The 20124-nt window shown below is 59.6% G+C and carries 21 protein-coding genes; 11 read left to right on the top strand and 10 right to left on the bottom strand.

All coding sequences use genetic code 11. The features are described 5' to 3' along the window. Window positions 1–87: 87 nt before the first annotated feature. From LVY75_19250 to LVY75_19230, 5 genes are all read right to left on the bottom strand, one after another. Window positions 88–834, bottom strand: a complete 747-nt coding sequence (locus tag LVY75_19250; GenBank protein XAZ25296.1) for a hypothetical protein — start codon at window positions 832–834, stop codon at window positions 88–90. Between the two features lie 217 nt (window positions 835–1051). Next, a complete protein-coding gene (locus LVY75_19245; GenBank protein XAZ25295.1) occupies window positions 1052–1657 on the bottom strand; it encodes a transglutaminase-like cysteine peptidase in 606 nt (201 codons plus the stop codon). A 383-nt stretch (window positions 1658–2040) separates the two neighbouring features. Then, window positions 2041–3000: a prolyl aminopeptidase gene (gene pip, locus LVY75_19240; protein XAZ25294.1), complete on the bottom strand. Its 960-nt coding sequence runs from the start codon at window positions 2998–3000 to the stop codon at window positions 2041–2043. 201 nt (window positions 3001–3201) lie between these two features. After that, window positions 3202–3813 (bottom strand): PilZ domain-containing protein, encoded by a 612-nt coding sequence (locus tag LVY75_19235; GenBank protein ID XAZ25293.1) that lies wholly within the window; start codon window positions 3811–3813, stop codon window positions 3202–3204. Between the two features lie 122 nt (window positions 3814–3935). Beyond that, window positions 3936–4553 (bottom strand): PAS domain-containing protein, encoded by a 618-nt coding sequence (locus tag LVY75_19230; protein XAZ25292.1) that lies wholly within the window; start codon window positions 4551–4553, stop codon window positions 3936–3938. Window positions 4554–4844: 291 nt separating this feature from the next. On the opposite strand from LVY75_19230, the gene LVY75_19225 reads away from it, so the two are divergent. Together LVY75_19225 and LVY75_19220 are read left to right on the top strand one after the other, a co-directional pair. Next, window positions 4845–5630 (top strand): rhomboid family intramembrane serine protease, encoded by a 786-nt coding sequence (locus LVY75_19225; GenBank protein XAZ25291.1) that lies wholly within the window; start codon window positions 4845–4847, stop codon window positions 5628–5630. Between the two features lie 97 nt (window positions 5631–5727). After that, a complete protein-coding gene (locus LVY75_19220; GenBank protein XAZ25290.1) occupies window positions 5728–6162 on the top strand; it encodes a CBS domain-containing protein in 435 nt (144 codons plus the stop codon). Window positions 6163–6186: 24 nt separating this feature from the next. On the opposite strand, the gene LVY75_19215 is transcribed toward LVY75_19220, so the two are convergent. From LVY75_19215 to folE, 3 genes are all read right to left on the bottom strand, one after another. Continuing rightward, window positions 6187–7155 carry a patatin-like phospholipase family protein gene (locus tag LVY75_19215; GenBank protein XAZ25289.1) on the bottom strand — a complete coding sequence of 323 codons (969 nt, stop codon included), beginning with the start codon at window positions 7153–7155 and terminating at the stop codon, window positions 6187–6189. Window positions 7156–7271: 116 nt separating this feature from the next. Further along, window positions 7272–7724, bottom strand: coding sequence for a phosphoribosyl-AMP cyclohydrolase (hisI, locus tag LVY75_19210; GenBank protein ID XAZ25288.1), 453 nt, complete (start codon window positions 7722–7724; stop codon window positions 7272–7274). A gap of 25 nt (window positions 7725–7749) precedes the next feature. Beyond that, window positions 7750–8364 (bottom strand): GTP cyclohydrolase I FolE, encoded by a 615-nt coding sequence (gene folE, locus LVY75_19205; GenBank protein ID XAZ25287.1) that lies wholly within the window; start codon window positions 8362–8364, stop codon window positions 7750–7752. 340 nt (window positions 8365–8704) lie between these two features. Between folE and LVY75_19200 the strand changes: the two genes are divergently transcribed. From LVY75_19200 to LVY75_19175, 6 genes are all read left to right on the top strand, one after another. Beyond that, entirely contained in the window at window positions 8705–9151 is a 447-nt protein-coding gene (locus LVY75_19200) for an iron-sulfur cluster assembly scaffold protein (GenBank protein XAZ25286.1), read from the top strand. A gap of 3 nt (window positions 9152–9154) precedes the next feature. After that, window positions 9155–9556 (top strand): membrane protein insertion efficiency factor YidD, encoded by a 402-nt coding sequence (gene yidD, locus LVY75_19195; protein ID XAZ25285.1) that lies wholly within the window; start codon window positions 9155–9157, stop codon window positions 9554–9556. Between the two features lies 1 nt (window position 9557). Next, the gene (locus LVY75_19190; GenBank protein XAZ25284.1) at window positions 9558–10085 is read left to right on the top strand and encodes a DUF1697 domain-containing protein; all 528 of its coding nucleotides are present in this window, start codon (window positions 9558–9560) and stop codon (window positions 10083–10085) included. Window positions 10086–10203: 118 nt separating this feature from the next. Further along, window positions 10204–12801 carry an SEL1-like repeat protein gene (locus LVY75_19185; GenBank protein ID XAZ25283.1) on the top strand — a complete coding sequence of 866 codons (2598 nt, stop codon included), beginning with the start codon at window positions 10204–10206 and terminating at the stop codon, window positions 12799–12801. 152 nt (window positions 12802–12953) lie between these two features. Further along, on the top strand, window positions 12954–14960 hold the full coding sequence (gene thrS / locus LVY75_19180) for a threonine--tRNA ligase (GenBank protein XAZ25282.1): 2007 nt from the start codon (window positions 12954–12956) through the stop codon (window positions 14958–14960). 124 nt (window positions 14961–15084) lie between these two features. Next, window positions 15085–15924 carry a lysophospholipid acyltransferase family protein gene (locus LVY75_19175; protein ID XAZ25281.1) on the top strand — a complete coding sequence of 280 codons (840 nt, stop codon included), beginning with the start codon at window positions 15085–15087 and terminating at the stop codon, window positions 15922–15924. 29 nt (window positions 15925–15953) lie between these two features. Here the strand turns inward: LVY75_19175 and LVY75_19170 are convergent, their stop codons facing one another. Further along, window positions 15954–17057 carry a hypothetical protein gene (locus tag LVY75_19170; GenBank protein XAZ25280.1) on the bottom strand — a complete coding sequence of 368 codons (1104 nt, stop codon included), beginning with the start codon at window positions 17055–17057 and terminating at the stop codon, window positions 15954–15956. A 113-nt stretch (window positions 17058–17170) separates the two neighbouring features. On the opposite strand from LVY75_19170, the gene LVY75_19165 reads away from it, so the two are divergent. The 3 genes from LVY75_19165 to LVY75_19155 all read left to right on the top strand — a co-directional run bounded on the left by LVY75_19165 (window position 17171) and on the right by LVY75_19155 (window position 19612). Next, window positions 17171–17755 carry a nitroreductase gene (locus LVY75_19165; GenBank protein ID XAZ25279.1) on the top strand — a complete coding sequence of 195 codons (585 nt, stop codon included), beginning with the start codon at window positions 17171–17173 and terminating at the stop codon, window positions 17753–17755. Beyond that, window positions 17755–18357, top strand: a complete 603-nt coding sequence (locus LVY75_19160; protein XAZ25278.1) for a flavin reductase family protein — start codon at window positions 17755–17757, stop codon at window positions 18355–18357. The genes LVY75_19165 and LVY75_19160 overlap by 1 nt, the downstream gene beginning before the upstream one ends. 124 nt (window positions 18358–18481) lie before the next feature. Continuing rightward, entirely contained in the window at window positions 18482–19612 is a 1131-nt protein-coding gene (locus LVY75_19155) for a DUF2336 domain-containing protein (protein XAZ25277.1), read from the top strand. Here the strand turns inward: LVY75_19155 and LVY75_19150 are convergent. After that, the gene (locus LVY75_19150; protein XAZ25276.1) at window positions 19609–20016 is read right to left on the bottom strand and encodes a hypothetical protein; all 408 of its coding nucleotides are present in this window, start codon (window positions 20014–20016) and stop codon (window positions 19609–19611) included. The two genes, LVY75_19155 and LVY75_19150, sit on opposite strands and share 4 nt — an antisense overlap. Between the last annotated feature and the right edge of the window lie 108 nt (window positions 20017–20124).

Here is a 20124-nt window from a genome sequence, read left to right as displayed (position 1 = left end):
TGCGTAACCGGCTGTCTTGGAAAACTACCGGTTCAGCGTTACCAATCCGTTTATGATGAATCGTTTCTTCAGACATTTGCGGGGATTTTAGCGGGGTGTTGCAGACCGGCTCACAAGCCGGGTTTCCACAAAGGTCCTGATCGCGGCATCAATATGGTCCCAGTCGGCCAAATGACGACTTGAGAACCGGTAAAGCACACTTAAATCTTTGCCGACCTTGATATCGCGCTGGCAATCGCCGCTGGTCGCGACCTCGGCAGACGAGGGCAAGACACAGCGAACCACATAATCTGCAGCCCCTTCACGCGATGCGGTCAACAATATCTCACCGTTGTAGCCGGCATCGGCCCGCAGGCGGTGCAGCGTCAAGCCATTCGAGAAGGGTTCGGCGGCGCCATCCATCAGATGCGAATAGATCGGTTCCAACCGGCCCGACATATCCCGTGACATCGTGCCTTGCGTGATCTGCAGGAAAATCAGGCCTGACGATTGGGCGATGTCGTCGAAACGCTGGCGCGTTTCCTTGCTGTAGCCCTGCATTTCCGGCCAGGTGAGGTAAAGATCGACCCGTTCGGCGGCGCCGTCATGCCGTTCGCTGGGGAAGCGAATCGTGTTGGCGGGCAGGCCGATCGTATCGCGGCCGATGGTGAGTGTGATCCCATCGGTGTTTTCCGTATTGCCGGCAAGCGAGATGTGACGGCCGAACCAGCGACCGGCAATGCTGATCGCAACCGTCAGCAGCGCCAGAGCCGCAATCGTCGCGGTGACACGAACCAGGAACCGGGTCGAGAGAAGGGGTTGCTCGGCAGGATGGCCCGCGGCGGAATGGCTCATCGTCTTCCTCGGATATCGGGCCGCCGTAAGAAGAACGCGAGTCGTCGGTGCCGGTGATGAATCTCGGGGAGATGATGGAATAGCGGGAGTTAACGGGTCGTTAACTCAACCAAAAGGAAGCACCACAAAAGAAGCGAGCCGTTCCCGGGACAGCGGGAACGGCTCTGGGCGCCGGTCGGGACGGGGATGCGGGGACTGACCGGAGCCGGTATGCCTGTTACTTCACGCTACCGACTGCGACGGCGCGGCCGTCCTGCAGCTTCGTCCAGCGGGCCGGATCATCGGCGGACTGGCGCTTCAGGTAGGTGTATTCGGTATCCGACCACAGCAGCACCTTGTTGCGCATGTTGTCGAGAATGAAGTCGCCGTGGTCGGTACGCACCGTCAGCACAGCATGACCCTCACCATTCGGCTGCAGCACGACGGTCATCAGCGTATCGGACGGAGAGAAGCCGGCATCGATCAGCATCTTGCGCTTCAGGAGCGCGAAATCCTCGCAGTCGCCAGCAGTCTTCGGATAGGCCCAGCGCTCCTCGACACCATAGATCTCCATGTCCGTCATCGGCTGGATAGTGGAATTGACGGTGTAGTTGATCTCAAGGATCTTTTTCCAGCGATCCTCGGTAAGGATCGCAGCTCCGGCATCGCCGCCGGCATAGGCGCATTCTTTCGGATTGGCCTGGCAGAATTCATAGTGCCCGATCGGCGGACTCGCATTGCCTGCAAGCGTCATGCTGGCGGGTGATGCCTGTCCTGCGCCCGCCATTGCCGCTATCATGCCGACGGCCAGAAGGCCGCTCTTCAGTAGATTTCGAATTGACATTATCGTCTCCCCGTTATGAGGACGACAATGACACGGACGTTTTTATCTCACGCAAAATTACGCAATCAAATTAATGGCTTAGTTGATTCAAATACGCAGCGAAGTTGAATCAAATCCATCTCGAATACGACTAAAATTAAAGACGCATTCGTCGCAAATTCGATTAAAATTGAAGGTTTGGGAAAAAGACTTTTGGACCGGAAATGACCGAAAACCGGGCAGGCCGTTAACGAGATCTGGTAAGCCGAACAAATTTATGCGGCCGCCTATGGCGAGAACCGTAGTTGGGGCAAATCCGGCCGCAGCTCACAAATGGGCTGAATCGCTTCTCCAAAATCCGATTCCGGCTCATGTCCGTATGTGCCGGCGAAAAAATAATTTCGTCAGAGATCACGAAACCTGTTCGTCGCAGCCACGATCGCGGCGGCAATATCAGCGTTTTCGGTGGAATGGGCGGCCTTCGGCAGCACCACGAGTTCGACACCGGGCCATGCGCGCGCAAGTTCCCATGCGGTGACAAGTGGTGCCTCTATGTCGAAACGTCCGTGGATCAGGACGCCAGGAATGCCTGCGAGACGCCCGGCATTCTTCAGGAGTATGCCGTCCTCGAGCCAGGCGCCCTCGAGGAAATAGTGTGTGATGATACGGGCACGTGCCAGACGATAGAGCGGATCGGACCAGCGCCGGGGCAGGCCAGCGGGGTCGGCAAGCAGAATCGTGGCAGCCTCCCATTCATGCCAGTCGTGCGCGGCCTGCAGCCTCACCTGTTCCTCGGGATGATTGAGCAGTTGATGGTAGGCACTCACCCGATCGCTGTTACGCAACGCCGGCGGCAGCGCCTCGCCGAATCTCTGCCATTCCTCGGGGAAGAGCGGCGCCATACCGCGATAGAGCCAGTCGATTTCGGAGCGGCGCGTCGTCGTAACGCCCGAAATGACGATGCCGTTGACATGGCCGGGGTGGGTTTGCGCATAGGCGAGCGCCAGCGTCGAGCCCCAGGAGTTTCCGAAGATCGTCCACTTTTCCACGCCGAAGAGGCTGCGCAGCTGCTCTATGTCCTCGATGAGATGGGCAGTCGTGTTGCGCGAGAGGTCAGCTGCGGCGTCGGCGGCGTTCGGCAGACTACGTCCGCAGTTGCGCTGATCGAACAAGATGATGCGGTAGACCGAAGGATCGAAATAGCGCCGTGCCGTTGTCGAGCAGCCGGACCCCGGTCCGCCATGCAGGACGAGCGCGGGCTTGCCCGACGGATTGCCGCAAGCTTCCCAATAGACGAGGTTGCCGTCACCGGTGTCGAGCAAGCCATGTTCATGCGGTTCGATTTCGGGAAAGAGGACTGACATGACCGTGCCTTGGTTGAGGCGCGCTGTATCCTTCAAGTCTGTGACGGATAGATGACGGATGTGGAGTTCCAAGGCATCCGTGCCGCATAGACTGACAGGCCGAAACCGGACGAAAAACCGCTGCGCACTTTTTCTGGAATTGCTTTTTGGTTTGGCGCAATTCCGGACGAAAAACCGCTGCGCACTTTTTCTGGAATTGCTCTAGAGAAATTCGCGGAGCGTCTCGCGCGACTGGACCGACAGGAATTCGATCGCAACGCCTTCCGAGAAATGACGAACGACGCGACCGCGCATGTTACCGAGACGAACGGGCGTGCCGAGCGTCGGGCGCACTTCGACATCGACGGCGGCGCCGGAAAGCGACAGGTCCATGATGCGGCACATGTAGCGCGTGCCGTCCTCCAGCGTGAGTTCGGTCTTGGTCTCGCGCGGGGTCAGACGATCGTGACGGCGATCTTCCGGCAGGCCGAGCTCGTGCTTGTTGGCAAGCCAGGTGAGCTGGGCGGCAAGCTTCTCGCGCTTGCGCTCGGTGGCGTTGATCGACATCGTGAAGCCACGCATGTCGACTGTCTGCACATGACCTTCGACGCGGCCGAGGTGATCAATATAGGCGACGACACGTTCATTGGCGCGCGGGCGGCCGGCGCAGGTGACATACATGTCGCCGGGCGACATATCGATCACCATGCATTCGAATTCTTCGTAGCTCGCAAGCATCAGGCGGCCCTGCATATTGATGGGCACGCGCTGAAACACTCCCTGTTCTGGGCGCGGCGCAGGTCGGTGCGTCTGAGCGGGCTGGAACGAGTGCATCAAAGGGCTTCTTTATGAAATCGCTGAGCCCAATCCTTACCCGCAATCCCTTAACAGAAGGTTGTGGAAACAGGCAGCGCCTAACCCTAAAGTACTAGGGGCGGCGACCTAAAACGCAACAGTCAGCGAGCGGCTGCTCCATGCAGGAAATGCGACATGACACGCAGCATGGCCTGGCCGAACGTGGCCTGTTTTTCCACGGCGATCTCGACGGGACGGCGCGGTTCCGCCTCGACCGTGCGGCCGAACTTGTCGTGCAGCAGGCGGCTGCGATCAAGCGCGAGCAGCTCGAGCGGTACGATCTCCAGCCAGCTTGCAGCGGCCGCAGGGGCGATGGCGCCGAGGAGCCGGTCGCAGCCGCCCTCCGGCGAACGCAGCGGCATCATGATGATTTCGAAGGCCGCGTGATGGCCGGCGGTGCTGTAGCCCGTCGCGTTGAAAAGCGTCGGGATGGCGTGCGCCATGACGCCCTGTGCTGTCTTTTCGATATCCTCGTGCTGTCCGTTGGCCCAGAGGGCGGAGAAACGCTCGCCGCGCAGATCACGGCCGAAGAGATCGCAGATTTTCGTGCCGGCGAGACGGAAGCGGATATGCCGGTCTTCCTCCATCTCCAGAATGAAGAGGCTCGACAGGAGATGTGGGATCGCGCCAGGCTCGATCTGCGATTTCAGCGGCGCATCGCGCCCGCCGCGCAGAGCATTCCAGTACTCGAAAATGTCGATCGTGATCTGAAGGCGCATGGCAATGTCTCATTTCGGTTCATTGGCGGGCGGTTTTCGCCCCTTCACCTTCTACCTTGCGGATTTCATGCCAAATCCGGCGAGTTAAGGTTAAGGAAGGGTTTCGCTTGAGCGCCAAGGCCTGTCGTGAGACCGTCTCTCCATCACTTCAAACAGTGAAGTTCTGCACAGACTGCCAGGGGAGGGGCCATCCTTCGGGGAACCCAGGCGAGCCGTCCGGCCAGTTCCGGACGGCTTTTTTTTTGAAGCCGGCTCCTGTATGGCTGTGGCCTCCAACGAGGCGAGATGAGCATGAACGAACAGACGTCCGGGCCTGATCAGGCTTTCCAGCCTATGCAGCCCGAACCGCCGGCCAGGCCGCCGCGCCAGCCGGTTTTCAATCTTCCGCCCGCGCTGTTTGCCACGCTCCTGCTTCTCATCCTGATTTACGCCGGGCAGTCGCTGCTGTCTCCCGACGGGCTTTCCTGGTTTCTGTTCAATTTCGGCTTCATTCCGCTGCGCTATGCCGTTTCGCTTGCAGAGCAGGGGCCGCAGCTCTACTGGACGCCGGTCACCTATTCGCTGCTGCATGGAAGCATCGAGCATATCGTCTTCAACGGCCTGTGGCTGATGGCCTTCGGCGCGCCGGTCGTACGCCGCATCGGCGCGTTCCGCTTCATCATCTTCTGGATTCTTTCCGCCATCGCTTCGGCCGCGCTGCATGCGGCGCTGAACTGGGGCAGTGATGGGCTGCTCATCGGTGCATCCGGTGTCGTCTCCGGCCTCATGGGCGCGGCCTGCCGCTTTGCCTTTCCCTCCGGGCGACAGATGGTTCGTCCCGCGCATCTCAATCCGCAACTGTCGGTGCTGCAGGCAATGCAGAGCCGCACGGTGATCATCTTCATGCTGCTGTGGCTGGTCGGCAACGCGCTTATCGCCGTCGGCATTCCGCTCGTCGGCGACGGCAGCCAGGAGATTGCCTGGGATGCGCATATCGGCGGTTTCGTCTTCGGCTTCTTCCTTTTTGCGCTCTTCGACCGGAAGCCGCCGCAGGAGAATTTCCAACAGGCTTGGCCGGACGACGAGTTGCAATCCTGACCCAACGAGTGCACCATTGATCTCCGCGATGGGAGGAGAGACCGCCGCGGAACCTGTGTTTCCGAGAAGTGTTTCACTTTCTCCATAGGAGGTCCATATGGCCAGTTCCGTCAAAGCAATACTCGATCTGAAGGGTCGTGACGTCGTCACTACCGGGCCGAATACCACGGTTTCGGAAGCTGCTGCGATTCTCAGCAAGAAGAAGATCGGCGCGATCGTCGTCGTCGGCATGGAAAACAAGATCTCCGGCATGTTCACCGAGCGCGATCTCGTGCATGTCATCGCCAAGTCCGGCAAGGACGGGCTCGATCAGACGCTTTCTTCCGTCATGACCTCGAAGGTCTTTCGCTGCAACGAGCAGACCTCGGTCAACGAGCTCATGGAGCTGATGACCAGCAAGCGTTTCCGCCATATTCCCGTGGAAGCCAACGGCAAGCTTGCCGGCATCATTTCGATCGGTGACGTCGTGAAATCACGCATCGCCGAAGTCGAGCGAGAAGCCGAAGAGATCAAGGCTTATATTGCTAGTTAAGGGAATAAGGCTTCGCACCAGGCACTAGGGGTGCCTGGCGTAGAGTTCCTGCATTCGCTGCAGCTCGGGCAGCCTTGCCCGGGCTTCTTCATAGCCACGTTCGATGGCTTCCCCCGCACGATGGAACTCCGACAGGCCGATGTCCGACAGGCGCGGCTGCAGTGAAATGTCCGGCGGGTCGCCGGCAAGCCGGGCCCGCGCGATACGATCCTGGATGATGTTGAAGGCCTGCACCATGACGCCGGTCATGCCCATACGCGCGGAATAGGGAGCCTGCTTCTGCTGCTGCACTTCGGCGGGCGAGAGGCTGGCATTGTGGCGCACGACGGCGGAGCGGCCGTAGAGATCATAATTGAGATTGACGGCGACGACGAGCGGTTGCTCGTAGCTGCGGCAGACGGAAACCGGCACGGGATTGACGAGCGCGCCGTCGACCAATGTGCGGTTATTGCTGCGCACCGGCTCGAAAATGCCGGGCAGGGCGTAGGAGGCACGGATCGCCGTGATCAGCGAGCCATTGGCGATCCAGACTTCGTGGCCCGTGTTGACCTCTGCCGCGACGGCAACGAAGGGCCGGTCGAGTTCCTCGATCGTCAGGCCTTCCAGATGTTCCTGCATGCGCTTGGTCAGGCGCATGCCACCGAAGAGACCGGAGCCACCGATCGTCAGGTCGAGAAGACTTGCTATGCGGCGCATGGTGAGCGAACGGGCAAAACTTTCCAGCTCGTCGAGCTTGCCGGCGAGATAACAGCCGCCGACGAGCGCGCCGATCGAGGTGCCGGCGATCATGCCGATCTCGATGCCGGCTTCGTCGAGCGCACGCAATACGCCGATATGCGCCCAGCCCCGCGCGGCGCCGCCGCCGAGCGCGAGCGCCAGCTTTGCTTTCTTTTCTGAGGGGGTTTCGACTGGGGGAATTGCCGTATCCTGGAGCGCTGTTGTGGCAGAACCTCCGCCCTCGGCGCTTTGACGATGCATATTCCAGCCCAGCATGGCGTTCCTCCCTCCCGGCAGAACACTCGGGTTCCCATTAACAGCCCCGAACCCTTTCCAAAGGGTATATGGAACCGACTTGCGTCGCAATAAGGGGCAGGTGACGGGGATTCGGTCTATTTTCCGTACACATCCTTGGGATCGAAATGCAGGTCGTCATCGACAATGGTCAGCATGGGCTTTCCATCCTCCAGGGTGATGGTGCGGTAGAAGCAGGAGCGGCGGCCGGTGTGACAGGTCGCGTCATGACCGGCGACCTCGACCTTCAGCCAGATGGCGTCCTGGTCGCAATCGGTGCGGATTTCCTTCACAGTCTGGAGGTTGCCCGAGGTTTCGCCCTTCTTCCAGATCTTGCCGCGCGAGCGGCTGAAGTAGTGGGCGATGCCGGTCTGGATGGTCAGCGCCAGCGCATTGGCATTCATGTGGGCGACCATCAGCAGTTCGCCGTCGCCGGCATCGGTAACGATGGCTGTGATCAGGCCGCGATCGTCGAAGCGCGGCGTGAAATCGCCAGCGTCCTCCAGCTCGGATTTATCGTCCGATGGCTGATTGAAAATCAGTTCACTCATCGCGGCCCTCCTGAGGGAGCCGGTCTCAGCGGCCCCTTACCATTGTCATGAATCGGACCTGATCGGCCGGCTCAGTCTTGAACGTTCCTGTAAAGGTTGTCGTCAATGTGGTCGAGCCCTGCTTCTGAACGCCGCGCATGGCCATGCACATATGTTCGGCCTCGATCATGACGGCGACGCCGCGCGGACGCAGCGTTTCGTCGATGGCCTTGGCGATCTGCGAAGTCATCGTTTCCTGCGTCTGCAGGCGGCGGCCGTAGATTTCGACGACACGAGCAATTTTGGAAAGGCCGAGCACGCGGCCGTCAGGCATATAGGCGACATGCGCCTTGCCGATGATCGGCACCATGTGATGCTCGCAGTGGGAAAAGAAGGGAATGTCCTTCACCAGCACCATGTCGTCATAACCGGCAACCTCCTCGAAGGTCCGGCCGAGCACGTCTTCCGGGCTCATCTCGTAACCGGCGAAGAGCTCGCGATAGGATTTGGCAACACGGGCAGGCGTATCCAGCAGGCCCTCACGCGACGGGTCGTCACCGGCCCAGCGCAACAGGACGCGAACGGCGTCCTCTGCTTCCTGCTGGGAAGGGCGATCGGATTCGTGAACGGTATGCGGAAAATTCTTGACGATGGCGTCCATATTCAATGCTCTCCTGCCCGCAACGCGGACCGTAGTCGGACTAGCCACTGGTACCCCAAGCGGGAATTCTTGCACCTTTGGCAGGTTCCGGGGCTTTCCAGGCTCGTTTTCTCGAACCCTTCCGGCACGGTTTCCCAGTCAAACCCGATTGGCAAACTTATTGGTTCTCCAATCAAAGTTGTTCGGGGCCATTGCATTTCGATGACCCTCGAACGACATACATATAGGAAGACGACCCCGGTATGTAAGTATGCTGTCGTTTGACTGTGTGTTTTTTGTTTACACGACAATCACATAGGAATTAGCGTCGCTTTTAGGCGTTTTTGGAGCCAAATCCGTCATGGACGACATCTATAACAGCAAAATCCTCGAATTTGCCGGCAATATCACGCTGACCGGCACGCTTGACGACGCGGATGCGAGCGCCCAGGCGCATTCGAGGCTGTGCGGTTCGAAAGTGCGCATCTGGCTGAAAATGGATGGCGATACGATCAGCGCCTTTTCGCATGACGTGAAGGCCTGTGCGCTCGGCCAGGCGTCCTCCTCGATCATGGCCCGCCATGTCGTCGGCGCGACATCGGGCGAAGTGCGCAAGGCGCGCGAGGATATGCTCGCCATGCTGAAAGAAGATGGTGAAGGTCCGGATGGACGGTTCGCCGACATGCGCTATCTTCTTCCCGTGCGTGATTACAAGGCGCGTCACGCCTCCACCATGCTGACCTTCGATGCCGTCGTGGACGCCATCGGACAGATAGAGGCAAGACGCGCTGAAACCGTCGAGGCGTGAGCCATGTGCGAATTCTGTCTGCTACGTGAGGAGGAGGACGAGGGCGGTGCCGCCGCCCCGAAGCCTCGCGCCGAGCCGCAGAAAACATTCTCGCGCAACTACCAGGGTCCGTTCCGCAAGACGCCGGACCGCCTGCTTGGCATGGGGCTGATCCGTCTCTACCAGCTGACACTCTCGGGCTTCATCGGCAATTCCTGCCGGCATATCCCGACCTGCTCCGAATATGGCTATGAGGCGGTTGCGCGCCACGGGCTGTGGGCCGGCGGCTGGATGACGCTTTTCCGCGTCGGCCGATGCGGCCCCGGCGGCACAAGCGGGCTCGACCCGGTGCCGGACATTCTCGCATCCCGTTTCCGCTGGTTCACGCCCTGGCGTTATTTCGCCCTTGGGCGGAAGGAGGCATAAGATGTGTACCTTCATCGCACTTCTGCACAGCATCGTCCTCACCTCCGAGCGACGCGTCATCATGGAAGATCTGCGCGCGCTTGCCAAAGAACTCGGCTATCACGACCCGCGCACATTGGTGTCCACCGGCAACCTCGTTTTCGAGGCGGATGGAATGCGGCCGCATGAGGTCGAAGAGCAGTTGGAAGAGGCTTTTGAAGAAAAGTTCGGCAAGCATGTCGATATTATCGTGCGCAGCGACTGCACCTGGATGGCGCTCTGCGGTGCCAATCCCTTCAAGGACGGTATCGGGGATCAGGTGATCGTGCGCGTCAACCGCCTGCCGATCGACCCGGAAAAGGTGGAGGCACTGAAGCAGCTTCTTGTCGAGGGACAACGAATGAAGCTGGTCGGCTGCGATCTCTGGATCGATTTCCACGGCAAGCCGAGCCAGTCGAAACTGCTTTCGGCGCTGACGACCAAGCGCATGGGCGTCGGCACGATGCGCAACTGGAACACCGTGCGCGGCCTTTTTGAAATGGTGGTCTAGGCGCCGCCTGAAGAGCACGCCACCCGCGCTTTTCGCCTCTCGGCAAAAAATATACTTGCAGTTGAAAAACTTGGGGATATCACTGTGTTTCCCGCCCCGTTTTTCAAATCTTGCGCTCATGAAACTCTTTCAATATTTCGCGACCGCGTCGCTCTTTCTTGCCTGCTCCATCGCCAGTTTTTCGGCACACGCTGCAAATGTGACCGACACCACCTGGGCCGAGTGCCGCCGTCTGGCAGGGGACGAGGTCGATGTCGCTTATCTCGCCCATTGGCGGGACGCGCTTGCCGCCTGCCAGACCTATTTAAAGGCGGCCCCCGACTCTAGGGATGCTCGTTATTTCACGCTCGCCAGCCAGTTCAACCTTCAGCAATACGAGCCGGCGCTTGCCGGTTTCGAAGCCCTGGCGGCACAGGGGCACGCGCCCTCGATGGTCTATCTTGCGACCGCTTATGCGAACGGCAAAGGGCGCCAGCAAGACTTCGACGTGGCGTTGTCTTGGTTGAGAAAGGCATGGAAAACCGGTGACGCGCGCTCGGCCGAATATCTGGGAGAGATGTATAGGCTGGGGTGGGGTGTTGCTCAGGATTTCGCGACGGCGCGCTTCTATTTCGAGCTTGCAGATGAACTCGGCTACATCCCTGCCAAACGTTCGCTTGCGTGGCTTTATATTGACGGGGCTGGCGTTCCAATCAACCCCAAGCGAGGTTTCGAGCTGCTTTCCATAGCGGCGCAGCAAGGCAACGATGTCGCAGCAGCGGAGTTGGCTTATCTTTCCGCCAGGGGCATCGGCACGGAAAAGAACGTTACGCGCGCCGTCGTCATGTTCGACGATATGGTACGAAGCGGCTCTGTCGAAGGTATGAGAAGGCTTGCGCGATACTATTTGAGAGACGGCGACAAAATCCAGAAAAAGACTGCCGTGGAACTGCTTGAGAAAGCGGTCGCGCTTGGTGACGGCGATGCCATGAAACAGCTGGCGGATGTCTATATCGCGGGCAAGGAGTTGCCGCGCGACTTCGCCAAGGCCGAAAGCCTGTTGGATGAAGCAATAGGACAGGGAACGCTGGCCGCATACTATGGCAAGGGCATGCTGTTTCTTAAGATGCCTGATCGGCGCTATGGCGAGGCCATGTATTGGCTGAAGGAAGCTGCCGGTCGTGGCGACGCCTCTGCCATGGCGTATGTGGGCATGCTCTACGAGGGCGGCAACGGTGTGCTGGCGGACGAAGGCGAAGCGCGCATCTGGTATGAGAGAGCTGCCAAGCTTGGAAGTACTGCCGGCGCCCGGCGTTTCGGCGACGCGCTCTATTTCGGAATAGGCGGCCCCCGCGACATCGCGACTGGCGTAAAATGGCTGGAAAAAGCTGCGGCCTACAGCGACACCTATGCCATGCGGGCGCTCGCCTATTCCTATGAAAAGGGTAACGGCCTCCCAAAGGATGCGGTAAAAGCCTTCGAATGGTTCCATAAAGCGGCTGACGCGGGAGATACCGAGGCATTTATCGAGGTCGCCGACTGCTTCTATAGCGGCGCCGGGACGACGGCCGACGTCAAAAAATCCTTTGTCTGGTATCTCAAGGCGGCGGAAAGTGGCTCGGCCAAGGCGCAATATTCCGTCGGGCTTTTATACGGCAGAGGCGAGGGGACAACCCAGGATTCCAGAGAGGCGGTGCACTGGTTCAAGGTCGCGGCAGAGAACGGATATGCCGAGGCCTTTGTCGAGCTTGGTGAAATGTACGCCAATGATGCCACGCTGCCGCGGGACGACGGCAAGTCGACCGACTATCTGGAAAAGGGTGCCGCCGCCGGCAACGCTACGGCGATGATCCTGCTCGGGATCAAATATGAGGATGGCGATGGGGTCGCCCGAGACTATGCCAAAGCGATCGAGTGGTACGAAGCTGCGGCCAACAAGAAATCCGCCGACGCGATGTATAGGCTCGGGACACTCTATCGCCTGGCGGATGGAAACCAGAAGGACTATGGCAAGGCCCTCGAATGGTTGACGAAGGCCGGCGCCAACGGCAATGCGAAAGCACAATATTCCCTGGGCGATATGTACGAGTATGGGCAGGGCGTGCCCATTGACCGCTCCAAGGCGCTCAGCTGGTTCATGATGGCAGCCTTCAAGCAATACCCCGACGCGATGAATGCCGTCGGCTACTATTATCAGAATGGCATCGCCACGGAAGAGAACCAGACCGTCGCTCGCGACTGGTATCAGAAGGCGGCCGACGCCGGATCTGCGGCCGGTGCCCTCAATCTCGCGTGGTACTACGAAAGCGGCAAGGATCAGGATCAAGCGATCGCTTTCAACTATTACAAGAAATCAGCCGAACTCAATTCGGCCGAGGGCATGTTCGCGCTTGGGCGGTTCTACGACGATGGGCTAGGCACTGACGTCAACCGGCAGGAAGCCATCAAATGGTATCTGCGAGCGGCAGACATGGGCTACAAAAGAGCCGCCTATCGACTTGCCTATGCTTATGACGTGACTTTCAGCTCCGATAATGCAGCGGAGAACATCCTTCTGGCAATCCGGCAGGGCGACGGACAGATTGCCGATGAGCTGAAATCGTTTTCGCCCTTCACGCGCACGGCGCTGAAAAGAAGCCTGTCGCGACGCGGTCTCTACGATGGCCCCATGGACGATGAGATCGATCAGCCTCTGAAATCGGCCCTCAAGAACTATAAGAATAGCTATGGCGGATAGGCGCTCCCTCCCGTCTCTGCGTCGGAAGTGCCTCGCTTTTCCTTTACTCAGACACCAAATATCAGTATCAGGCGGCAGCGGCATCCCGAGCAGATGACGCTTCCGTTTCAACCACCCGCATTCGTTGGCGGGACTGGACAAGGAGAATTTGAATGTCCCAATCCGTTTCCCTGACATTTCCCGATGGTTCGGTGCGCAGCTTCCCGGCTGGCGCGACCGGTAAGGATGTCGCCGAATCCATTTCCAAATCGCTTGCCAAGAGCGCCGTCGCCATTGCGATCGACGGTACCGTGCAAGACCTTTCCGATGCCGTGACCGACGGCAAGATCGAGATTGTCACGCGCAAGGACCCGCGCGCGCTGGAGCTTATCCGGCATGACGCTGCGCACGTGATGGCAGAAGCCGTGCAGGAACTGTGGCCCGGCACGCAGGTGACGATCGGCCCGGTCATCGAGAACGGCTTCTATTACGATTTCGCCAAGAACGAACCGTTCACACCCGACGATCTGCCGAAGATTGAAAAGAAGATGAAGGAGATCATTGCCCGCAATGCGCCCTTCACCAAGCAGATCTGGTCGCGCGAGAAGGCCAAGGAAGTGTTTGCCGCCAAGGGCGAGCAGTACAAGGTCGAACTCGTCGACGCGATCCCTGCAGGCCAGGATCTGAAGATCTACAATCAGGGCGAATGGTTCGACCTTTGCCGTGGTCCGCACATGGCCTCCACCGGCCAGATCGGCAGTGCCTTCAAGCTGATGAAGGTTGCCGGCGCCTATTGGCGCGGTGACAGCAACAACGCCATGCTGTCGCGCATCTACGGCACGGCATGGGCTGACCAGGCCGATCTCGACAACTACCTGCATATGCTGGCCGAGGCTGAAAAGCGCGACCACCGCAAGCTCGGCCGCGAAATGGACCTGTTCCATTTCCAGGAAGAGGGCCCCGGCGTCGTCTTCTGGCATGGCAAGGGCTGGCGCATCTTCCAGTCGCTGGTCTCCTACATGCGTCGCCGGCTGGCGGTCGATTATGAAGAAGTCAACGCACCGCAGGTTCTCGACACCTCGCTCTGGGAAACTTCGGGGCACTGGGGCTGGTATCAGGAAAACATGTTCGCCGTGAAATCGGCGCATGCGATGACGCATCCGGAAGACAAGGAAGCGGATAACCGTGTCTTTGCCCTGAAGCCGATGAACTGCCCCGGCCACGTGCAGATCTTCAAGCATGGCTTGAAGTCCTATCGCGAACTGCCGATCCGTCTTGCCGAATTCGGTCTCGTGCATCGCTACGAGCCTTCGGGCGCGCTGCACGGCCTGATGCGCGTGCGCGGCTTCACGCAGGACGACGCGCACATCTTCTGCACCGACGAGCAGATGGCCGCCGAATGCCTGAAGATCAACGACCTGATCCTCTCGGTCTACGAAGACTTCGGCTTCAAGGAAATCGTCGTGAAGCTGTCCACCCGTCCGGAAAAGCGCGTCGGCTCTGATGCGCTGTGGGATCGGGCGGAAGCCGTGATGACCGATGTGTTGAAGACGATCGAGGCGCAGTCCGAAGGACGCATCAAGACCGGCATTCTGCCGGGCGAGGGTGCTTTCTACGGGCCGAAGTTCGAATATACGCTGAAGGACGCCATCGGCCGTGAATGGCAATGCGGCACGACGCAGGTCGACTTCAACCTGCCGGAACGTTTCGGCGCCTTCTATATCGACAGCAATTCGGAGAAGACGCAGCCGGTCATGATCCATCGCGCCATCTGCGGCTCGATGGAACGCTTCCTCGGCATCCTGATCGAGAACTTCGCCGGCCATCTGCCGCTGTGGGTCTCGCCGCTGCAGGTCGTCGTCGCCACGATCACTTCGGAAGCCGATGCTTACGGCCAGGAAGTGGCCGATGCGCTGCGCGACGCCGGTCTGCATGTCGAGACCGACTTCCGTAACGAGAAGATCAATTACAAGATCCGCGAACATTCGGTTACGAAAGTTCCCGTCATCATCGTTTGCGGCAAGAAGGAAGCGGAAGAGCGCACGGTCAATATCCGCCGGCTCGGCAGCCAGGAGCAAACGTCGATGTCGCTGGATTCGGCGATCGAAAGCCTTGCCCTGGAGGCAACTGCGCCCGATATCCGTCGTAAGCTCGAGGCAAAGAAGGCCAAAGCAGCCTGAAACTGCCTTCTTGGACAATGGCAGCGCCCGGCATCGATCTGTCCGGCGCTGTCAGAAATCTGACATGCAACAGTAATATAGCCGCCACAAAACAGGGGACGGGTTTATCCCGGCAGGCATTAGAGTGCGCTTCAAAGAGCTTTCCTACGCGAACGAACGGGATCCGCGCCTGAAGCGTTGGCTGATCCGCACCATCGAGGGCCTTTCCGGTCGTGACCGTTACGTACGGCTCTACGACATCTGGCGCCGCGACATCGTCGGCAAGAGCGATCGCGTCTTCGGCAAGATGCTCGATCTCATCAATGTGGAAGTCGAGGTGAAGGGCAACTGGCCGCTTGAGCCGGTGCCGACCGAGCCCATCGTCATCGTTGCGAACCATCCCTTCGGCATCGGCGACGGCATTGCGGTGCTGGCGCTTGCCGAACAGCTTGGCCGCCCGTTCCGGGTGCTGATCCACAATGATCTCCTGAAGGTGCCGGAAATGGCCCCTTACTCGCTGCCGATCTCCTTCGAGGAGACAAAGGAAGCGATGGCAATGAACATGAAGAGCCGTCACGAGGCTGTCCGCCTGCTGAAGGAAGGTACGACCATCGTGGTGTTTCCGGCCGGTGGTGTCGCTACAGCAAAGAAGGGTTTCGGCCGCGCCGAGGACCTGCCTTGGAAAATGTTCCCGGCTAAGCTCATCCAGGCGGCGCGCGCCAGCGTGCTGCCGATCTATTTTGAGGGCCAGAACGGCCGGCTCTTCCATCTCGCCAGCCGGGTTTCGATGACGCTGCGTCTGTCGCTCCTGATCCGCGAATTTCGCCGTCTCTCAGGCAGCACGATCACGGCGCATGTCGGCAGGGTATTGTCCTGGGAAGAATTGAGCAGCGGCAGCGACCGCAAGGATCTGCTCGTCCGCCTCTTTGACGCCGTCTTCTCGATGGCGCCGAAGAAGAAAGCCTTCCTCAAGCGCGCAAGCTGAAATTTCCCGATCGTTCGGATGAGGCGACGTCAGTCGAGGCTGGCGCCATCGCCGTTTTGAAGATCCTCATAAGACGGCAAAGCCGGCTGCGGCGGAATCTCACCGCCGGGCTGCGGCACGCCCTTCGGCCCGGCGGCGGCCGGTCCCGGGGATAAGGCTGTCGCAGCCGGGGCAATCGGCTGCTGTGCCTGCTGGTTCTTCATCAGCACTTCGACATCGGTATTGACGCCGGCAGCGACGGTGAAGTCACGCTGATAGATCTTGTCCTTGTTGCGGGCGACCGCCGTATACTCACCTTCGGACAGGACCATGGTCGGAAAGGCGCTCACGCTTTCGCCGACGCTGTCGCCTGCTGCCGTCAGGATCGACCAGGCCGTATCGGCTATCGCTTCGCCACCGGTTTCCGAAACCAGCTTGAAATTGATCTGTGCCGCCCTGTGCTGGATCGTCGCTTCGGTGAGCTTGCCCGCCTCCACCTGGATGTCGGCCCGGATGCTCGCGTTCACGTCGCCGTATTCGGAAACGACATGATAGGTGCCGGCGTTGAGACGCACGACCGTATTCGGCGGCACATCGGCCATGACAAGGCCGCGTTCGCCATCGTCGCGCACCTCGGCGGAATAGATCGAGAAGCTCAGCTGATCCGGGCGAATACGGACGTCGGAGCCGGAGACGGCATTGAGCAGCAGCCCGCCGGCATCGAGAACCATGACCTGTTTATCGACCTCGCCATCATCCGGCACCGTCAGCTTCTTGGTGACGCCGGCGCGGCCGAAGGAAACATTGACGAAATAATCTCCGGCAGCGAGCTGGAAGGCCGCAGTGCCGCCACGAGAACTGGCGATCAGCGGCAGCTTGCCGTCATTTCCAGCAACAGGGCTGAATACATACCAGGAAAGCCCGTCTTCAACCGGCGCGCCATCGGCCGTCAATTTGGCTTCCAGCGAGACATCACGCAGGCGCACGCCTTCCTGAGCCGCACCCGGCGCGATGAACGCGTTGAGCTTCGGCATTTTGGGCGTGGATTCAAGCTGCTTGAATTCCTTGAAGGCATCCTGGGCGGCAGCGCCAAACGGCGTCAGCATCAGGGCAAGAGCAAGGCCGATCCGTGCAAAAGGCAAAATGCCAGACATCCTGTTCGTGAACCGATTGACTTCTGAAATCGCAAAGTCCACTTCAAGACCAATGCCGTGGCAAATTCAAGACCTCCGGCCTCCCTCTGCATACAAATGAGAGTTTCCCCCGCATGAAATCCGATATCAAGCTGATCGATTACCTCTCCGTGCGCCGCTCCATCCCCGCGTTCCAGATGTGCGAACCTGGACCGGAGAAGCCGGAAATCGAAGAAATCCTGCGCCTTGCTTCACGCGTTCCCGATCACGGCAAGCTCGCCCCCTGGCGCTTCATCGTCTATCGCGGCGAGGAACGCGTGCGGCTTGGCGAAGAACTGCTGAAGCTTGCCCTCGAAGCAAAACCCGATCTGTCCGAGGAAATGATCCAGGTGGAGCGTACGCGCTTTACCCGTGCGCCCGTCATTGTCGGCATCGTCAGCAAGGCTGGCCCGCATTTCAAAATCCCGGAATGGGAGCAGATCATGTCGGCGGGCGCGCTATGCCTCAATGTCATCCTGGCCGCCAATGCGCACGGCTATGTCGCCAACTGGCTGACGGAATGGTTCGCCTTCGACGAGCGCGCCTATCCACTGCTCGGCGTCCAGCCGGGAGAAAAGGTTGCCGGCTTCATCCATATCGGTTCGACGACCTTTCCGCCCGTCGAGCGTCCGCGCCCTGAACTGACCGAAACGGTCACCTGGGTCGGCGGGGAAGACTGATGTTCTATACGACGGACACCAATCGGCACGGGCTGGCGCATGATCCCTTCAAGGCGATCGTGGCACCACGCCCGATCGGCTGGATCGGCAGCAAGGGCAGGGACGGAACGCTCAATCTTGCGCCCTATTCCTTCTTCAACGCGGTAGCCGACAAGCCGAAGCTGGTGATGTTTTCGTCGATTGGGCACAAGCACAGCCAGCGAAATGCCAGGGAGACCGGTGTTTTCACGTGCAATTTCGTCAGCCGTAATCTGGCGGAGAAGATGAACCTTTCCTCGGCAGCACTACCCTACGGTACGAGCGAATTCGAATTCGCAGGATTGACACCGAAGCAGGCCGAACTGATCGATGCGCCCTATGTGGCTGGGGCTTTTGCCGTGCTGGAATGCAAGGTGACCGAGATCATCGAGCCGAAGACGCTGTCCGGCGAGGCGACCGAGAATGTCTTCGTCTTCGGGCAGGTTGTCGGCATCCATATCGATGAGGCTATCATCAACAATGGCCGGTTCGATGAGGCGCTGGCGCGCCCGGTCGCGCGCATGGGCTATATGGACTATTGCGAAGGAAGCGAGGTCTTCGAGATGTTCAGGCCGAAGGTCTGACGATTTCCGCGTAAGGCCGCGCAAACCCTAACAAATATGGTGAACCAATCATAAACTTTTTCAGGCTACCGTCGCTGTATTGAATGAGACGCGAAGGAATCGCGTTCAGTGCTGGGGCGTCGTCGTGATCATAGAGGCATTTCTTCGTTGGGCTGAAACGGCCAAGACCGCCGACAGGGCGGCCGCTGCAAATGCCCTCGGACGCGTCTACCTCAGATGCGAAATGTCGGACGAGCGGCGCGACGCGGCTGAGAAGGCAATGACCTATCTGCTCGACGATCCGTCGCCGCGTGTGCGCTTAGCGCTCGCCGAAGCGATCGCCTGGGCGCCGCATGCACCGCGCAACATCATTCTTTCGCTCGCCGAAGACCAGCCGGAGATCGCCTGCCATGCGGTCACCTGCTCGCCCATCCTGACCGACGCCGATCTCGTCGATCTCGCAGCACGCGGCAGTGGCACGACACGGATGCTGATTGCGGCACGCGCCCATGTGACGCGCCCGGTTTCCGCAGCACTTGCCGAGGTTGGCGATGAGGACGAAGTTCTCTGCCTCCTGGAAAACGATGGCGCCACGATTTCCACCCAGTCCCTGAAACGGATTGCCGAACGGCTTGGCAATGTCAGCGACATCAGAAACCTGCTTCTCGACCGCATCGACCTGCCGGCAGATGCCCGCCAGCTTCTGACACAGCATGTCAGCAATGCGCTGGTCGGCCTGCCGCTGGCGCAGGCGGCAATCGGCCTGCAGAGGCTGCAGCGCATCAGCCGTGAAGCGACCGAAGCGGCGATCGTTTCCATTGCCGGCGATATCGCGCCCATCGAAGTGCCTGATCTGGTCGAACATCTTCGCCTGAATGACCGTCTGACGCCGTCCTTCCTCATGCACGCACTCTGCTGCGGCAAGGTGGAATTCTTCGCTTGCGCCATCGTCAATCTGTCCGGATGCAGCGACCGGCGCGTACGGGCAATCCTTGCCACCGGCCGCATGCATGCCGTGCGCGCGCTCTATGAATCGGCAGGTCTGCCGCGGGATATCAGCATCATCTTCGTGGAAGCGACGTTCCTGTGGCGTGAGGCTTCCCGCAAGACATCGACCTCGCTGCTCGGTAGCATCTGCGGGCGTCTGCTTCAGAAATTCCACGGCCGGGTGGGGCAGCATGATGCCGTCGGCGAGCTGCTCGATATGGTGGAGAAGCTGCATGTGGCCGAGCAGCGCCGCTCGGCCCGTGTCTATGCGTCGCTGGCTGCCGCCTAGTCGGTAAAGCGAGCAGCGGCCCAGGAATAGCTCGCAGAGACGAAATGCAATGGCTTCGCCAGGGTATTCTTCACGTCCTGGCCGGAAGGCAGATTGGCGCGAACACGCCCGGCGATATTGTCCACGAAAGCCCCAATACCATCCTGTTGTTCGGCGACCTCGGGCGCTGTTGGAGCGGATGTTGCCGGCTTGGCCGGTTCGGCAGCGGCAAGCGATTTCGGCGCCTCGCAGACGGCAATGACCGTTGGATAGCTGGCATTGGCATAGTTTTTCAACCGTTGTTCAGCCTCGGCATCGCAGGCGACGACAGTTTCCCAGTGCTTGTCGACCGTGGCCACGTAATTGCATTGGCTGACGGAATCGTCGCAACCGAGGATCGTCATGGCGATGAGGACGGCTTGCATATTTTGCCTCCATGGCTATTGAGCGTGTCATCACCTTCGACAGCACAATTCCAACGGAATGAAGGCAGCGACGTTAACTCCCCGTCATCCGGGAAAATTCGCGTCCTT

It is taken from the genome of Sinorhizobium sp. B11 (assembly GCA_039725955.1).
In the GTDB taxonomy this organism is placed as follows: Bacteria; Pseudomonadota; Alphaproteobacteria; order Rhizobiales; family Rhizobiaceae; genus Rhizobium.
The sequence above is the reverse complement of the archived record's forward strand: the minus strand, read 5'-3'. Positions and strand labels throughout refer to the sequence as shown.

Bases quoted from the DNA above. Each gene is read 5' to 3' on its own strand.
- folE (XAZ25287.1), bottom strand. From the start codon at position 8,364: ATGGACGCCATCGTCAAGAATTTTCCGCATACCGTTCACGAATCCGAT.
- LVY75_19160 (XAZ25278.1), top strand. From the start codon at position 17,755: ATGTTCTATACGACGGACACCAATCGGCACGGGCTGGCGCATGATCCC.
- LVY75_19200 (XAZ25286.1), top strand. From the start codon at position 8,705: ATGGACGACATCTATAACAGCAAAATCCTCGAATTTGCCGGCAATATC.
- pip (XAZ25294.1), bottom strand. From the start codon at position 3,000: ATGTCAGTCCTCTTTCCCGAAATCGAACCGCATGAACATGGCTTGCTC.
- LVY75_19170 (XAZ25280.1), bottom strand. From the start codon at position 17,057: ATGTCTGGCATTTTGCCTTTTGCACGGATCGGCCTTGCTCTTGCCCTG.
- LVY75_19245 (XAZ25295.1), bottom strand. From the start codon at position 1,657: ATGTCAATTCGAAATCTACTGAAGAGCGGCCTTCTGGCCGTCGGCATG.
- LVY75_19165 (XAZ25279.1), top strand. From the start codon at position 17,171: ATGAAATCCGATATCAAGCTGATCGATTACCTCTCCGTGCGCCGCTCC.
- LVY75_19190 (XAZ25284.1), top strand. From the start codon at position 9,558: ATGTGTACCTTCATCGCACTTCTGCACAGCATCGTCCTCACCTCCGAG.
- LVY75_19230 (XAZ25292.1), bottom strand. From the start codon at position 4,553: ATGCGCCTTCAGATCACGATCGACATTTTCGAGTACTGGAATGCTCTG.
- yidD (XAZ25285.1), top strand. From the start codon at position 9,155: ATGTGCGAATTCTGTCTGCTACGTGAGGAGGAGGACGAGGGCGGTGCC.
- LVY75_19185 (XAZ25283.1), top strand. From the start codon at position 10,204: ATGAAACTCTTTCAATATTTCGCGACCGCGTCGCTCTTTCTTGCCTGC.
- LVY75_19250 (XAZ25296.1), bottom strand. From the start codon at position 834: ATGAGCCATTCCGCCGCGGGCCATCCTGCCGAGCAACCCCTTCTCTCG.
- LVY75_19235 (XAZ25293.1), bottom strand. From the start codon at position 3,813: ATGCACTCGTTCCAGCCCGCTCAGACGCACCGACCTGCGCCGCGCCCA.
- hisI (XAZ25288.1), bottom strand. From the start codon at position 7,724: ATGAGTGAACTGATTTTCAATCAGCCATCGGACGATAAATCCGAGCTG.
- LVY75_19215 (XAZ25289.1), bottom strand. From the start codon at position 7,155: ATGCTGGGCTGGAATATGCATCGTCAAAGCGCCGAGGGCGGAGGTTCT.
- LVY75_19150 (XAZ25276.1), bottom strand. From the start codon at position 20,016: ATGCAAGCCGTCCTCATCGCCATGACGATCCTCGGTTGCGACGATTCC.
- LVY75_19220 (XAZ25290.1), top strand. From the start codon at position 5,728: ATGGCCAGTTCCGTCAAAGCAATACTCGATCTGAAGGGTCGTGACGTC.
- LVY75_19225 (XAZ25291.1), top strand. From the start codon at position 4,845: ATGAACGAACAGACGTCCGGGCCTGATCAGGCTTTCCAGCCTATGCAG.
- thrS (XAZ25282.1), top strand. From the start codon at position 12,954: ATGTCCCAATCCGTTTCCCTGACATTTCCCGATGGTTCGGTGCGCAGC.